We start from the raw sequence: 13,355 nt of genomic DNA on the forward strand, positions 1-13,355 counted from the left end.
CGCTGCCCGCCAGGTCGGCGGACAGCGTTTCGGGTCAACTCAGGAACGAGAGGCGTCAGCCCTTGAGCGCGGCGGCAGCTTCGGCGATCGGCACCGGGGTGCGCTCGCCGGTGCGGCGGTCCCAGAGTTCGACGAGACCGTCTGCGACTCCACGGCCGGCGATCACGATCTTCGGGATGCCGATCAGTTCGGCGTCGCCGAACTTCACGCCTGGGGACACCTTGGGGCGGTCGTCGTAGAGGACGTCGAACCCGGCCTCCTCCAGCTGTGCAACGACCGTGTCCGCCGCTTCGAAGACGGCGGCGTCACGGCCCGTGGCCACGACGTACACGTCGAACGGGGCGACGGTCGCAGGCCAGATCAGGCCCTTGTCGTCGTTGTTCAGCTCGGCGATGATCGCGAGGATGCGGGTGACGCCGATGCCGTACGACCCCATGGTGACCGTGACGAGCTTGCCGTTCTCGTCGAGCACCTTGAGCCCGAGCGATTCGGCATACTTGCGACCGAGCTGGAAGACGTGACCGATCTCCATGCCGCGGGCGAGTTCGACGGGGCCCGAACCGTCAGGTGCGGGGTCGCCTGCACGCACGTTCGCGGCTTCGACGACGCCGTCGCCGACGAAATCGCGACCGGCCACGAGTCCGAAGACGTGCCTGCCGTCGGCGTTGGCGCCGGTGATCCAGCTGGTGCCGTCGACGACGCGAGGGTCGAGGAGGAAACGGATGCCTGTGGTCGACTTCTCGCCGAGCACAGGTCCGGCATCGCTCCAGGGTCCGATGTAGCCCTTGACGAGTCCAGGATGCTTCGCGAAGTCCGCCTCGGTGGCCGCCTCGATCTCGGCGGGGGCGAAGGCGACCTCGGCGCGCTTGAGGTCGACGTCACGGTCGCCGGGGAGTCCGATGATGACGAGCTCGCGGCTGCCGTCGAGGTGGTTCAGGGCAAGCACGACGTTCTTGAGGGTGTCCGCAGCGGTCCACGCGACACCGTCTACTCGCGGGTGCTCGGCGTTGGCGAGGTCGACGAGGGTCTGGATGGTTGGCGTGTTCGGGGTGTCGTGCACGATGGCGGCCGCCTGGCCCTCGATGGCGATCGCCGGAGGCACCTCTGTCACCCAGGCTTCGACGTTGGCTGCGTAGCCGCCGGCCGAACGGACGAAGGTGTCCTCTCCGACGGTGGTGGGGTGCAGGAACTCTTCGCTCTTCGAGCCGCCCATCGCACCGGCATCCGCGTTGACGATGACGTACTCGAGACCGAGACGGGCAAAGATCCGCTCGTACGCGTCGCGCTGCGACTGGTAGCTGGCGTCGAGTCCCGCATCCGTGTAGTCGAAGGAGTATGCGTCCTTCATGGTGAACTCGCGGCCACGCAGCAGGCCGGCGCGGGGACGTGCCTCGTCACGGTACTTGTCCTGGATCTGGTAGATCGAGAGCGGCAGGTCCTTGTACGACGAGTACAGGTCCTTGACCAGCAGGGTGAAGACCTCTTCGTGCGTCGGGGCGAGGAGCATGTCGCTGCCCTTGCGGTCCTTCAGCCTGAACAGCCCGTCGCCGTACTCGTCCCACCGACCGGTGACTTCGTAGGGTTCGCGCGGGAGCAGCGCAGGGAAATGCACCTCGTGGGCACCGGCGTTCGTCATCTCCTCGCGGATGATGCGTTCGATCCTGGCTTTCACCCGCAGACCGAGCGGCAGCCAGGCGAAGATGCCTGGGGCCTGTCGCCGGATGTAGCCCGCACGCACGAGGAGCCGGTGGCTGATCACCTCGGCGTCGGCGGGGTCTTCACGGAGGGTCTTGAGGAAGAAGTTGGTGAGGCGCGTAACCATTCGTCCATGCTATCGCCGAGGAGAGCGGCATCCCGCCGCAGCAGGTCAGGCGGGTGCCGTCACCACGGCTTCTCGACGTAGTCGGGGCTGTTGTCCTGGCCGCGCTGGTTCGAGTCCTGGTTCTGGCGCTCCTGTTCGGCTTCATCGCCCTTGTCCCTCAGCTCGTCGACCTTGCCGCCGTCGCCCTGCTCCTCCTCCTCGTCAGGTGTCGAAGGATCGCCATCGTCGTCCTGCTGCTGCTCGCGCTGCAGCCCGCTCTCCCGAAGTTTCTCGGTGAGCCGCTGATCGGCCTGCTCGAGCTTCTCCTCAGTACCCTCTGGCCCGTCAGGCTGCTGTGGATCCGCCTGCTCGTCAGGTGGCTCCTGACCGTCCTGCGGGGGCTGCTGCTGGTCGTCGGGGTTCTGGCCGTCCGTCGGAGGTTGCTCCTGCTCATCCGGGTCGGGCTGCTCCTCCTCTGGCGGCGGCGGCTGTTCTTCTTCTGGCGGAGGCTGCTGCTCGAAACAGCCCTCATCTGCGCCGGCATCGATGACGGCCTTCGCCGTCTCGTACAGTGAGGCCGCCCCGGCGAAATAACCGGCGGCGAAGTAGGCGTCGCCCTGTAGCTCCCAGGCGAGAGCGAGGTTCACCCGCACGTCGCAGCGGCGGTCCTCCGGCGCACGCTCCAGAGCCTTCGCAAGGTCGTCTGTCGCCTGCGAATAGGACTCGCCTGCGGCGAATGCCGTTCCGCGGTTGAAGTACGGGATCCAGTCCTCGACGACGTTGAGGAACATCAGGGCATCCGACGATTCGGCACTCTGCTCGAATTGCTCGCGGTCGTATGCGTCGATGGCACGCCCAGCGAGCACCGGCATACTGATCAGTTTCCAGGCGATGAACAGGGCGAGGAGCACGACGGGCAACGAGAACAGGAGCATCCGGCGGCGGGTGCGCGCGACGGGTGCCTTCGACTTAACCAGCACGGCGGACCCCTTCCAGCCGGCGGAGGTCGCGAAGTGCCCCGGCGAGCACCGCGATCTCTATGAGCGCCAGCATCCCGAGCCCGATGGCGAAGATCCAGTAGAACTCGGGAGTGCTCACGACAGGGTCGGTCCCGGCCTGCACGTCTCCGACGGTGACCCCGGCTACCACCGGTGTGATCGGCTCCCCCGCGTCGCGGTGCAGGTAGTCGACGCCGAGTTCGCCTGCGATGCCCGCAAGGGCGGTCTCATCGATGCGGGAGATCGCCTCTTGCTCGCCCGAGTCGCTGAACCATGTGATGTACGGAAGGTCGGCGTCAGCAGAGTCGTAGCCGCTGAACTGCCTCATTCGACCGCCTTCCTCGGTCCCGTAGCCGAGCACGGCTCCCTCGTCGATGAACTCGGAGACGGGCTCGAACGTGCCGGGGGCTTCGGCGACCGTCTGCTCACCGTCGCCGAGGTAGAACAGCACCCGCGTCCTGTCTGGATTGGTCTCAGCGTCCAGGGCGAGCCGGTCCGCGATGAAGTCCACGGGGGCGGAGATGCTGCTGCCCCCTGAGTAGACCGTCACTTCCTGGTTCAGCGCCTTGACACCGGACACCACCGCGGACGTGTCGGTGGTGAGCGGAATCCTCTGCACCGTTTCGGCATCGAAGGTGATCAGCGAGAACCGTGCGCCGAGAAGTTCGGTGGTGATCGCTTCGAGGTCGGCTCTGACGCCGACGAGCCTCGGCTCCTGTGCCGTTCCGTAGTCCTCGGCGGCCATGCTGCTCGTGGTGTCGACGACGAAGTAGACATCGACGTCGCCGGATGCCGTTGGCGGGTGCAGGTTCGTCGGGAGGCCGGGGCGCAGCGCCAGCCCGAACAGCAGGATCACCATACCGAGCCGCAGGAGCCAGTGCCAGGCGCCCTGCTTGCGCGGTGCCCGCGCGAATTGCACGATCGCGAAGAGGGCGAGTGCACCGAGCACGACCACGAGCATCCCGACGGGGAGGATCGGCGAGAACGTCATCGCTTGAGCCTCCATCCGAAATACATGATCAGAATCGTGCCGGCTAGTCCGATCAGGAACGGCCAGGTGGGCTCGTCCGTGCGAACCAGGATCGGCTCGCCCGTGAGTCGCGTGGTCTGCTGCTGCTCGATGCCGTCGACGATGGACGGGATCGCCGACGGGTCAGCGAGTGCGTAGTAGCCGCCGTCCGTGGCAAGCACGACCTCTTCCATCTCTGTGGCGAATTCGGCGATGTAGTCCTTGCTTGACACGTCGCCCGGGTTGATCCCGTAGACCCGCACGTTCCGGTCCCTGGCGAACTCGCCGGCCTCAGGCAGGGTGAGGATCGGTTCGCCGGCCACGTAGTTGTCCGTGGCAAGGACCACGGATCGTGAGCGCTCGGCTTCGATGTCGTCGAAACGCATGACGCAGGACCCGAGACCGTCGCCGATGAGCGACGAGCCCTCGCCGAGCAGGGTCCCGTTGATGAACTCGTAGTCGGACAGCGGCGATGACAGGTCGTTCTCGAGGTACTCCAGCTGCTCGTGGACGAAGGTGTAGTCGCTCGTCAGCGGGAAGTAGGTCACCGCGGAAGCGTTGAACAGGACGAGGCCGATCCGTTCGCCGTCGAACTCGTCGACGAGGTCGCGGAAGGTTCGCACGATCGCTGCGTCGTAGTCGATCATCGAGCCGGACACGTCGAGACACAGCACGATGTCACGGTTGCGCATCTCGGGCTGGTAGGTGCTGATGCTGACCAGCCGCGAACTCATCACGACCGCCGCGATCAGGACGATCGACAGCACGGCGACGGCGCCGTACAGGGTGGCGCGATAGCGCGCGAGCGCTGCGCGGTATGCGGGAAGTTCGGTGAGCCGCTCGGAGTGCGCCAGGGGCACGGCATCGGCACCGGTCCTGGCGTGTCTGCGGGCACGCAGCCACAGCGCGAAGGCGACGACGCCCGCGATGAGGACGAGCCAGACGATCGGCAGCCACCAGTAGATCAGTTCCACGTGCCCACCACCTCACGCGCTATGCCGGCCGAATGCGGCACGTCACCCTGGTCGAGTGGTGCGAACTCGGCCGGGTAGTACAGTTCGACGGCGTCGGCGACCGAGCGGAGGTTCGCCTGGTTGAGGTCCTCGAGCGTCATCACCTGCGCTTTCCGGCCGCTCGATTCGAAGACGAAGAACCGCACGAGGGTGCCGAGCTTCTGATGGGCGGCCCGCGTGGTGAGTTCGTCGCGGCGCCAGGCCTCTTCGACCTCCTCGATGAGGTCGTAGTACTTGTCCTTCAACCGCCCGGCCTCGAGGATCGGATTCGTCTCGGGCTGACGCGGCGGCATCCGGTGCTTACGCCTCGACCACCACCAGACGAACACGTACCAGAGGGCGACCAGGACGAGGATCACGACCCCGAGCATCGCCCAGATCGGATCGTACGACGTGGGCGGGAAGTAGCCGTCAACGCCGGGCATGGTTGTGCACCTCCAACAGGCGGAACAGCCCTGGCACGACATCGTCGTCGCCGGCCACGCGGCAGCTGGAGATGCCGATCCGGTCGAGCAGGTCTGCGGATGCCGCTGTGCGCGTGGCGACCGCCGTGGCGAAGTCCGCGCGAAGGGCGCTGTCTCTGCGGAGGAACGGCGGGAGCTCCCGGCCGTCCGCCACGTCGAACATGTCGCGTTCGGAATATTCCTCGAGCGTCGGGTCGGCATCCCCCACCGTGACCCAGAGGATCTCGTGCTGGGCATGCAGCAGGCGGAGCAACCGGAGCTCCTCTGTGCGCTCGGCGTCGATGGCGCCGTCGTCTGCGATCACGACCAGGATCATCCGCCTGCGGAAGGTGCGTCTCACGAACTCGAGCTGGCTGAGGAGGCGACTCGGGCCCGCGGCGAGGGTGGTGCGGCGGTGAATGACGCCGAGAATCCGCTCGAGGTGCGATTCGGTTCCCCGGAGTGCGACATGCTCTGTCGTGTCGGCGTCACCGGCCACGAGTCCGACGTGGTCGCCGTGCCGGACCGCCAGATACCCGATCACCCCGGCGGCGAGGACCGCGACGTCCCGTTTCGTCGTGCCACCCGCCGCCATCGCCGCGAAGTCCCTGCCGGTGTCGACGACGAGGAGGACGGCGTGTTTCCTGGCCGCGATGTACCGCTTCGTCAACGGCGAACCGACCCGAGCCGTGGCCTTCCAGTCGATGTCCTTGACGTCGTCGCCAGGCGTGTAGGCGCGGAGATCGTCGAAATCGAGGCTCTTGCCGTGGAACAGAGAGACGTACTCGCCGTCGAGAAGCCCGCGAACCTTGCGGTGTGCGCGAATGAAGAGTCGTGTCTTGACCCGGTGGAGCAGCTCGTCCACGTCGATTCCTACGGAACGGAGATCGCCGCGAAGATCGCGTCGATGATGGTGTCAGGTTCCACGTTGTCTGCGGCCGCTTCGAAGCCGAGGATGAGGCGGTGCCTGAGGACCTGGTGGCGGAAGAACTTGACGTCCTCAGGGATGACGTGGTCGCGGCCGTTGAGGAGGGCGAGCGCCCTGGCCACGGCGCTGAAGGCGATCGATGCCCTGGGGCTGGCGCCGTACTGGATGTACCCGGCCAGCGTTGGTGGAAGGTACTGTGCCGCGTTCCGCGACACGAAGACCGCCTGGACGATGTAGTTGAGGATCGACGGGTCGAGGTAGACCCTCCTGACCAGGGCCTGCAGGAAGAGGACATCGTCGATCGACGCATGGGGCAGCTCGGTCGCCTGCGAGTCGTAGACCCCGGCGTTGACGCGGCGCACGATCTCTGCCTCATCGGTGAGGCTCGGGTAGGCGAGGATCTCCTTGATCAGGAACCTGTCGAGTTGCGCTTCGGGCAGGTGGTAGGTGCCCTCCTGCTCGATCGGGTTCTGTGTGGCGAGCACGAGGAACGGCTGCGGGAGCGGGTAGTTCACCCCGCCGATGGAGGTCTGGCGTTCCTGCATCGCCTCGAGCATGGCCGACTGGGTCTTCGCGCTCGACCGGTTGATCTCATCGAGCAGGACGAAGTTGGCGTGGACAGGCCCCAGCTGGGTGTCGAACCGCCCTGTTCCCGGGTCGTAGATCTGAGTTCCGATGATGTCGGACGGCAGCAAGTCTGGTGTGCACTGGATGCGCTTGAACCTGGCCTGCACCGATTCGGCGATGGCCTCAGCAGCAGTCGTCTTGGCCAGGCCAGGCACGCTTTCCAGCAGCACGTGCCCGCCGGTCATCAGGGCGACGAGGAGACTGGTGCGCAGGCTGGTCTGCCCGACGACCTTCGTGCCGTATGCACGGACGATCGTGGTGAGGATGTCGTGGGCTCGCGACAATTCGGCCGGCTGGACGGGCGTGTTCGGTTCGGCAGTCAAGGTCACAGCGGGCTTCTCCCCGGAAGTCGCGTGGCAGTCGGGCATCGGTGCCCACCCACGATTCGGTCAGTCTAATCGACCGAATCCCCCGCTCCGCTGGGAATTCGCGCACTGTCTTGCGGTCAATCGACGGGAACGAACCGGGCCGACTCCCGACCGTGCGTGCGAGCGATGCGGTAGTAGTCCTGCGGCGTGAAACCGGTGAACGTCTTGAAGGCGCGGATGACGTGGGACTGGTCGTAATAACCGGTCGCCGCCGCGAGTTCTGCCCAGGGCACGTCGTCGCCGAGCGGAAGCTCGTCGATGAGGCGGTGGAACCGGACGACCGTCGCGAAGAACTTCGGGGTGACGCCCGTTGCCCGGCGGAATCGCTCGATGAGGCTCTTGTGGGACAGGCCGAATTCCGTAGCGACCGATGCGACGGAGCGGGACGGATGTTCGCTGAGCACCGCGACGGCGCGCCGGACGACGGGATCGGGCGCGGTGCCGCGCAATGACCGCACGAGAGCGGCGTCGAGGGCGTCCAGCAGCGCCTCGCTCCCGTGCCCCGGTCGATCGAGTGCCCTTCCCCCGTGATCGAGGAGGGCGCCTGCGGCCGTGTCGAGATCCCCATCGAGATCTTCCGCAGCCAGGGCGCTCCCGCGCACCCGCGCGACTTCGGGCAGGACGGATTCGACGTTCACCACTCTGCCCGTGATCACCGACGGTTCCAGGCCCAGCCGGCCGACGGCATCCGGTTCGATGACGGCACCGAGGTTGAACACCGTCTTCGGATTCTCGCTCAGCGTGAAGTGCGACTGCAGCCCACTGCAGAACACAGCCGTCAGGGGCTCGGATGCTACGCCGTTCAGCGGGTCGGTCGCTCGGTACGGACCGGAAAGATTGACGATCAGATGGGCGAACGGCATCGGGAAGATGCGTTCACGGCTCTGCTGCACCGGCCCGCGCACCAGCCAGAGCGAGCGCACGACGCCGTCGAGAGCTCCGCTCGGTGTGCGTTGCAGAAATTCCATCGGGCTCCTCTGTGCGGGTAAAGATTATCCAATCGGTGCAATGGCCCTGACTCCTAGTGTTCAAGCGAAGAAGGGATGCATCATGCCTCAAGCTTTTCGTGACGACACAAGGATCCAGGCGTCACCCAACGACGTCTGGAAGACGCTGACCGACTGGTCGACGGCATCGAAATGGATGCCAGGGGTCAGCGACATGCGTGCGGCCGGCGATATCGCGGTCGGCACAGAACTCACCTTCACCGCCCGCGGTAAAGACCGAACCTCCACGGTGACCGCGCTCGAACCCGGCAGGCTCATCACCATGTCGAGCACGATGCCTGGCGTGCTCGCCGACTACACCTATGCTCTGGAACCGGCGGGTGACGGTACCGCCGTCTCGCTCGTGGCCGACGTAGAGACCAGCGGACCGATGAAGCTGATGGGCAAGGTGATCCGTTCGGCGATCGCCAAGGAGGACGGTGTGCAGCTGGCCAGGCTGAAGGCATTCATCGAGTCGCGCTGAGTGGGCGCGTGGTCGCTACGATGACGGACTATGGAATGTCAGATCGACGGAGTTCTGGTCCATTACGTCGAGCACGGTGATGGAACCCCCCTCGTGGCGCTGCACGGTGCCGGGGTCGATCACCGCGAAATCGAGGCGGCACTGGAAGCAGTGATACCGAGCACGGGATACCGCCGCATCTTTCCGGATCTGCCGGGGATGGGCCGCTCCACCGCGGACGGTCTTTCGAGCAACACCGATGTGATCACACTGCTCGCAAAGTTCCTCGACCGCCTGGGCGCTGGACCTGTGCTGCTGGTCGGGCACTCATACGGCGCCTACCTTGCCCGAGGACTTGCCGCGGCGAAACCGGACGGGGTGCTCGGTCTGGCCGCGATCTGCCCGATCGGCGAGACATCGCAGAGTGTCCCAGACCACAGCGTGACCCGGCAGGACCCCGACGCCTACGATGACCTCCCCCTCGAACATCACGCGGGTTTCGATGAGTACTTCGTCGTGCGCACCCGGGAGACCGCACGTCGCTACCTCGATCACGTGGTTCCCGGCACGGCGCTCGCTGCCGAAGCCGACCTGGAGCGTATCTTCTCCGGCTGGGCCGTGGACGTCGGATCGAATGAGTTCCTGGCGCCGACCCTCATCGTTGCAGGGCGACGCGACTCGGCTGTCGGGTACGCGGACTCGACGGATCTGCTCGATCGGTATCCGCACGCTTCCCTCGCGGTCGTCGAGGGTGCCGGCCACGCACTCATGCATGAGAGACCCGGACTGTTCGGCGCCCTCATCGGTGAGTGGCTGGATCGGACACGATGAGCGGCGACACCGGTGCCGGGCGCATTCTGGACCGTCTCCCCCAGGATGTTGCGGCGGGGTCGGATGCCGGGCGAGAGCTGGAGCTGTCAGATTTCGCCGGTTCGGTCGACGACTACGCCCGAGCGCACGCCCGCGCTCTCTCGGACGGTGAGCATCACGCTCGGGCCCGCGCGTGTTGGGGCCTGGTCGCTCGAGGAGTCGGTTCGCTGGCATGGGTGGAGCACGAGTTGGCCAGCCAGGACGATGAACGGATCGAGGACGCCGCGGGTGTGCTGAGGTGGATCGGTGTGCCGGCCGCGTTGGTTCCGGAGCTGCGAGTGTTGGTGGACTCGATGCCGGACGGACAGGCAGCCGACGCTGTTGCCGCCGCGTTGCAGAGTGCCGTGGGACCGGAGCCCTCAGCGGCTCCGGTTCCCGTCTCCGAGGACCTCTTCGACGGATCGCTGGCTGCGTTCGCCGGGACGATCTGGTTCGTCGACGCTCCCTTCGACGCTGTTGTCGACGAAGCGACCGCGTGGGTGGCAGAACTCGGCGGCCGCACGTCCACGCGGCTGGACGGGATCCTGCCGACGATGCTCGAGGCGCTGGAACCCTGGGCGATGCCGTCGTGGAAGCAGATTCTGGTGCAGACCCGGTCGAACTGGACGGCGATCTTCAGTCAAGGCAGCGACATCGGTACACACGATGTCGTCGGGCGCAGACTCCGATGCCGAAGCCTCAGAACGAGTTACTCACCCCACACGGTCCGTGACGGTTCAGTGGTCAGCTTCGGTGACTGTGCGTTCTGGTTGAGGAATGCAGACGACTCCACCCGCAGCATCCAGACCTCGTTCCAATCCCGATGGCGGTGGGACCTTTACGGAGAGCCGCTGGAATTCGAGGACCAGTCTGCCTACGAAGCGAAGCGGATCCCGGAACGGTTCACCCTAGCTCGGATGAATTCGTACTGTCGAGCGCTCGGAATTCGACGGAACGAACCAGACTTCTACCTGCCCCGCGGGTGCCTCATTGAGAAGGACACCAGCGGTTGGCAGCCTCCGCGGACTTTGTCGAGCCGGGAATGGCACGCTCGCAACCGGTGACAGGCGCGCGCCCAAGCGGCGCGACCGGATCGAACCGCAAAAGTCGGGCGAGAGTGTGGATCGACGAGCAGTCTGGAGGCCGAAGGAGGAAAACGTGATCGCAGTTCTGAATCGAGTCGTCGATTTCGTCGAGGAACACCTCACCGAAGACATCGACATCGCCGGCCTGACGAGCGGCCTCGGCACGACCGAGTATCACGTGCGCCGAATGTTCTCGTCTCTGGCCGGCATGCCGTTGTCCGAGTACATCCGGCGGCGGCGGATGACCGTCGCGGCCGCTGAAGTCATCGACGGTCGCGACCTGCTGGCGACAGCGGTGCGCTTCGGCTACGGCTCCACCGAGGCCTTCAACCGCGCCTTCCGGGCGGTGCACGGCGTCAGCGCCGGTGATGCCCGTCGGGACGGTGGCCCCCTTCGAACACAACCACAGCTCAGGTTCCGCCTGACCGTAGAAGGGAACACCACGATGGAAACTCGTATCGCAGATCGACCGGCCTTTCGGCTCATCGGCCACGCCGCTCGCGTACCGCTGATCCACAACGGCCCCAACCCGCACATCCAGGCGCACATTGCCTCGTTGCCAGATACGGAACACGTTCGGCTCAAGGCGCTGAGCAACACCGAGCCGGCGGGGCTGCTCCAAGTGAGCGCAGACGTCGACCCCGACTACGCCGAGGGCAGCGAGCTGACGTACCTGCACGGCGTCGCCGTCAGTGACGGAACGCCGGTGCCCGACGATCTCGAGACGATCGACGTCGCATCCGGTGCGTGGGCGGTCTTCCGCTCGGCAGGGCAATACCCCGCGGCGCTGCAATCCACGTGGGCCGCCACCGCCACTGACTGGTTCCCATCCAACCCTTGGCGGCTGAGGCCGGGTCCGTCGATGGTGGCCGTGCTCGAGCGCGCCGCCGACTTCAGCACCGCGACCACCGAGTTGTGGCTGCCCATCGAACGCGCCTGAATAAAATACCACTACAAACGTAGTGGTATTGAGCGTATCCTAGGCGCACGACAAACAGTCAGTGTCGAGGAGGTGCGACATGACCACCACAATGACAGCCAGACCCGCAATGCCGGTCGTCGACGGCGTCGATCACGAATTCGTGGCCCTGGCGGACGGACGGATGCATGTCGCCACCCTGGGCACAGGCGACCCGGTGCTGCTGCTGTCGGGATTCGCGCAGACGTGGTGGGAGTGGCGCGACCTCATGCCTGCGCTGGCCGCGGCCGGGTACCGGGCCATCGCGCCGGATCTGAGGGGCGAGGGATGGAGCGACCTGCCCCTCGATACGATCACGCGGACGCGCCGCGCGGAGGACGTCATCGCCCTGCTCGATGCGCTCGGGTTGGACCGGGTGCGACTCGTGAGCCACGACATGGGCGCGATCAGCGCCTTCCAGCTCACCCTCGACTCCCCCGAACGGTTCTCTGCGCAGGTCATGTTGTCGGTACCGCCGCCACAGATGACGTTCTCGTTCGACATGACTCCCGGCATGCGGCACCTCTGGCACCAGGAGGCTCTCGCGATCCCGGGCATCGGGCCTGCCCTCCTGCGGGCGGGACGCCTGCCGCGCCACCTGTTCTCACAGTTCTCGGCGCAACGGATGGATCCGGACGTCGTCGATTTCTACGTCTCGTTGTTGCGAGATCCCGAACTCTCGCGGGCCGCGGCGCCCTTGTGTCGACGGATGGTCCTTCCCGAACTCGGCCGGATCATCCGCGGGACCTACCGGCACGACCGATTCGCCATGCCGTCCCTGTTCGTCTTCGGCACCGATGACGTCGGATTTCCTCCACACGTCACACGCAAGGTCTTCGCAGATCCAAGCGCTTTCGGCGCCGACGTGCGCCTCGCGCTCGTCGAAGATGCCGGACACTATGTCGCCGACGAAGCACCCGGCCCCACCTCGACACTCATCGTCGAGTTCTTCGCCTCGGTGTCGCCCGCGGCGAGCGATCCGTTCTGACGGAGACCATGCGGAACCCTGACTTAGCCCTACGATGGCGGAATGCCACACCGACGAGCGTTCACCGAGACCTGGTCACATCGTGGTGCGCTCCGATGATTGGGCGGTTTGTCGTCTACGTCGTGTTTGAGGTCATCGGTTTCTTTGCGGGTGCCGCGATCGAGGTAGGAACCGACGCATTCAAGCGCAACCGCCGTCGCTTCGTCTGTGGGCTGCGCGTTGTGTCCGGTACCCAACCGGGGCTCAGCACGGAGTGGCTTGTGGGCGATTGGGGCATTCGTCGCGGTCGACTGATCATGGATGCGCTGGTTGTTCCCATCTCCAGCACCCTCGCGGGATCTCGTCGGATTGCGAAGCCGCATGAGATCGTCGGCGATGGCGACACCATCGTGATCTCGGTCCGGACCCCAACCGCCGTACTCGACTGGTCCTTGAGCCGTCGCCTCGACGGGCTGGCGTTCCTCGCGCTCGATGTGCCGGAGTCACCTGCAGACCCATCGGAGACCGACCACAGTCGGCTGAGTGCGCGCGAAGCCGCGGAGCATATTCGTTGGGGACTTGTGCGCTCAGACGAGAAGTACGCGGTCCGCTACCTCGCGCAGACCATCTCCGATTTCCGGAGAACCCCTCCCGAACGCGTCGAGGACTTCCTCGTCGAGCCGGGGACGACGGCGGATCAGAGGTTCGACACCCTGCTCGCCACTGCGATCGGCTGGGAATGCACGCGTCAGGGTCTCACGCCACCAGCGTGGACTGTCAAACCACGCCTGGCCACCGATTGGGTGGTCTGGCCGTATGGCTCGATCTCCGCGCGCTGAGCCGACTACGTTCGGGGACGC

At 65.9% G+C, this 13,355-nt stretch carries 14 protein-coding genes; 6 read left to right on the forward strand and 8 right to left on the reverse strand.

From position 1 onward, the window contains the following. Positions 1–55 precede the first annotated feature (55 nt). The 8 genes from AC1M0F_RS07075 to AC1M0F_RS07110 all read right to left on the reverse strand — a co-directional run bounded on the left by AC1M0F_RS07075 (position 56) and on the right by AC1M0F_RS07110 (position 8,155). On the reverse strand, positions 56–1,822 hold the full coding sequence (locus AC1M0F_RS07075) for a proline--tRNA ligase (RefSeq protein ID WP_480237519.1): 1,767 nt from the start codon (positions 1,820–1,822) through the stop codon (positions 56–58). Positions 1,823–1,881: 59 nt separating this feature from the next. Beyond that, positions 1,882–2,781 (reverse strand): hypothetical protein, encoded by a 900-nt coding sequence (locus AC1M0F_RS07080; RefSeq protein ID WP_480237520.1) that lies wholly within the window; start codon positions 2,779–2,781, stop codon positions 1,882–1,884. After that, a complete protein-coding gene (locus tag AC1M0F_RS07085) occupies positions 2,771–3,790 on the reverse strand; it encodes a vWA domain-containing protein (protein WP_480237521.1) in 1,020 nt (339 codons plus the stop codon). The genes AC1M0F_RS07080 and AC1M0F_RS07085 overlap by 11 nt, the downstream gene beginning before the upstream one ends. Further along, positions 3,787–4,782 (reverse strand): VWA domain-containing protein, encoded by a 996-nt coding sequence (locus AC1M0F_RS07090; RefSeq protein WP_480237522.1) that lies wholly within the window; start codon positions 4,780–4,782, stop codon positions 3,787–3,789. The genes AC1M0F_RS07085 and AC1M0F_RS07090 overlap by 4 nt, the downstream gene beginning before the upstream one ends. Further along, positions 4,773–5,246: a hypothetical protein gene (locus tag AC1M0F_RS07095; RefSeq protein ID WP_480237523.1), complete on the reverse strand. Its 474-nt coding sequence runs from the start codon at positions 5,244–5,246 to the stop codon at positions 4,773–4,775. The genes AC1M0F_RS07090 and AC1M0F_RS07095 overlap by 10 nt, the downstream gene beginning before the upstream one ends. Next, positions 5,233–6,129 carry a DUF58 domain-containing protein gene (locus AC1M0F_RS07100; protein ID WP_480237524.1) on the reverse strand — a complete coding sequence of 299 codons (897 nt, stop codon included), beginning with the start codon at positions 6,127–6,129 and terminating at the stop codon, positions 5,233–5,235. The genes AC1M0F_RS07095 and AC1M0F_RS07100 overlap by 14 nt, the downstream gene beginning before the upstream one ends. Positions 6,130–6,137: 8 nt before the next feature. Then, on the reverse strand, positions 6,138–7,187 hold the full coding sequence (locus tag AC1M0F_RS07105) for an AAA family ATPase (protein ID WP_480237525.1): 1,050 nt from the start codon (positions 7,185–7,187) through the stop codon (positions 6,138–6,140). 77 nt (positions 7,188–7,264) lie between these two features. Then, positions 7,265–8,155 (reverse strand): helix-turn-helix domain-containing protein, encoded by an 891-nt coding sequence (locus AC1M0F_RS07110; protein ID WP_480237526.1) that lies wholly within the window; start codon positions 8,153–8,155, stop codon positions 7,265–7,267. 82 nt (positions 8,156–8,237) lie between these two features. On the opposite strand from AC1M0F_RS07110, the gene AC1M0F_RS07115 reads away from it, so the two are divergent. The 6 genes from AC1M0F_RS07115 to AC1M0F_RS07140 all read left to right on the forward strand — a co-directional run bounded on the left by AC1M0F_RS07115 (position 8,238) and on the right by AC1M0F_RS07140 (position 13,334). After that, positions 8,238–8,657, forward strand: a complete 420-nt coding sequence (locus tag AC1M0F_RS07115) for an SRPBCC family protein (RefSeq protein ID WP_480237527.1) — start codon at positions 8,238–8,240, stop codon at positions 8,655–8,657. Positions 8,658–8,687: 30 nt separating this feature from the next. Next, positions 8,688–9,467 (forward strand): alpha/beta fold hydrolase, encoded by a 780-nt coding sequence (locus AC1M0F_RS07120; protein WP_480237528.1) that lies wholly within the window; start codon positions 8,688–8,690, stop codon positions 9,465–9,467. Beyond that, positions 9,464–10,549, forward strand: a complete 1,086-nt coding sequence (locus AC1M0F_RS07125) for a hypothetical protein (RefSeq protein WP_480237529.1) — start codon at positions 9,464–9,466, stop codon at positions 10,547–10,549. The genes AC1M0F_RS07120 and AC1M0F_RS07125 overlap by 4 nt, the downstream gene beginning before the upstream one ends. A gap of 94 nt (positions 10,550–10,643) precedes the next feature. Next, the gene (locus AC1M0F_RS07130) at positions 10,644–11,510 is read left to right on the forward strand and encodes an AraC family transcriptional regulator (protein ID WP_480237530.1); all 867 of its coding nucleotides are present in this window, start codon (positions 10,644–10,646) and stop codon (positions 11,508–11,510) included. 79 nt (positions 11,511–11,589) lie between these two features. Continuing rightward, positions 11,590–12,516: an alpha/beta fold hydrolase gene (locus AC1M0F_RS07135; protein ID WP_480237531.1), complete on the forward strand. Its 927-nt coding sequence runs from the start codon at positions 11,590–11,592 to the stop codon at positions 12,514–12,516. Between the two features lie 95 nt (positions 12,517–12,611). Then, positions 12,612–13,334, forward strand: coding sequence for a hypothetical protein (locus tag AC1M0F_RS07140; RefSeq protein ID WP_480237532.1), 723 nt, complete (start codon positions 12,612–12,614; stop codon positions 13,332–13,334). The last annotated feature ends 21 nt before the right edge of the window (positions 13,335–13,355 follow it).

Source organism: Mycetocola sp. Y719 (genome assembly GCF_056713205.1).

What these genes read in the sequence shown, in the direction of transcription:
- AC1M0F_RS07075 (WP_480237519.1), bottom strand. Translation starts at nt 1,822, where the DNA reads ATGGTTACGCGCCTCACCAACTTCTTCCTCAAGACCCTCCGTGAAGAC.
- AC1M0F_RS07085 (WP_480237521.1), bottom strand. Translation starts at nt 3,790, where the DNA reads ATGACGTTCTCGCCGATCCTCCCCGTCGGGATGCTCGTGGTCGTGCTC.
- AC1M0F_RS07095 (WP_480237523.1), bottom strand. Translation starts at nt 5,246, where the DNA reads ATGCCCGGCGTTGACGGCTACTTCCCGCCCACGTCGTACGATCCGATC.
- AC1M0F_RS07105 (WP_480237525.1), bottom strand. Translation starts at nt 7,187, where the DNA reads ATGCCCGACTGCCACGCGACTTCCGGGGAGAAGCCCGCTGTGACCTTG.
- AC1M0F_RS07110 (WP_480237526.1), bottom strand. Translation starts at nt 8,155, where the DNA reads ATGGAATTTCTGCAACGCACACCGAGCGGAGCTCTCGACGGCGTCGTG.
- AC1M0F_RS07115 (WP_480237527.1), top strand. Translation starts at nt 8,238, where the DNA reads ATGCCTCAAGCTTTTCGTGACGACACAAGGATCCAGGCGTCACCCAAC.
- AC1M0F_RS07120 (WP_480237528.1), top strand. Translation starts at nt 8,688, where the DNA reads ATGGAATGTCAGATCGACGGAGTTCTGGTCCATTACGTCGAGCACGGT.
- AC1M0F_RS07125 (WP_480237529.1), top strand. Translation starts at nt 9,464, where the DNA reads ATGAGCGGCGACACCGGTGCCGGGCGCATTCTGGACCGTCTCCCCCAG.
- AC1M0F_RS07135 (WP_480237531.1), top strand. Translation starts at nt 11,590, where the DNA reads ATGACCACCACAATGACAGCCAGACCCGCAATGCCGGTCGTCGACGGC.
- AC1M0F_RS07140 (WP_480237532.1), top strand. Translation starts at nt 12,612, where the DNA reads ATGATTGGGCGGTTTGTCGTCTACGTCGTGTTTGAGGTCATCGGTTTC.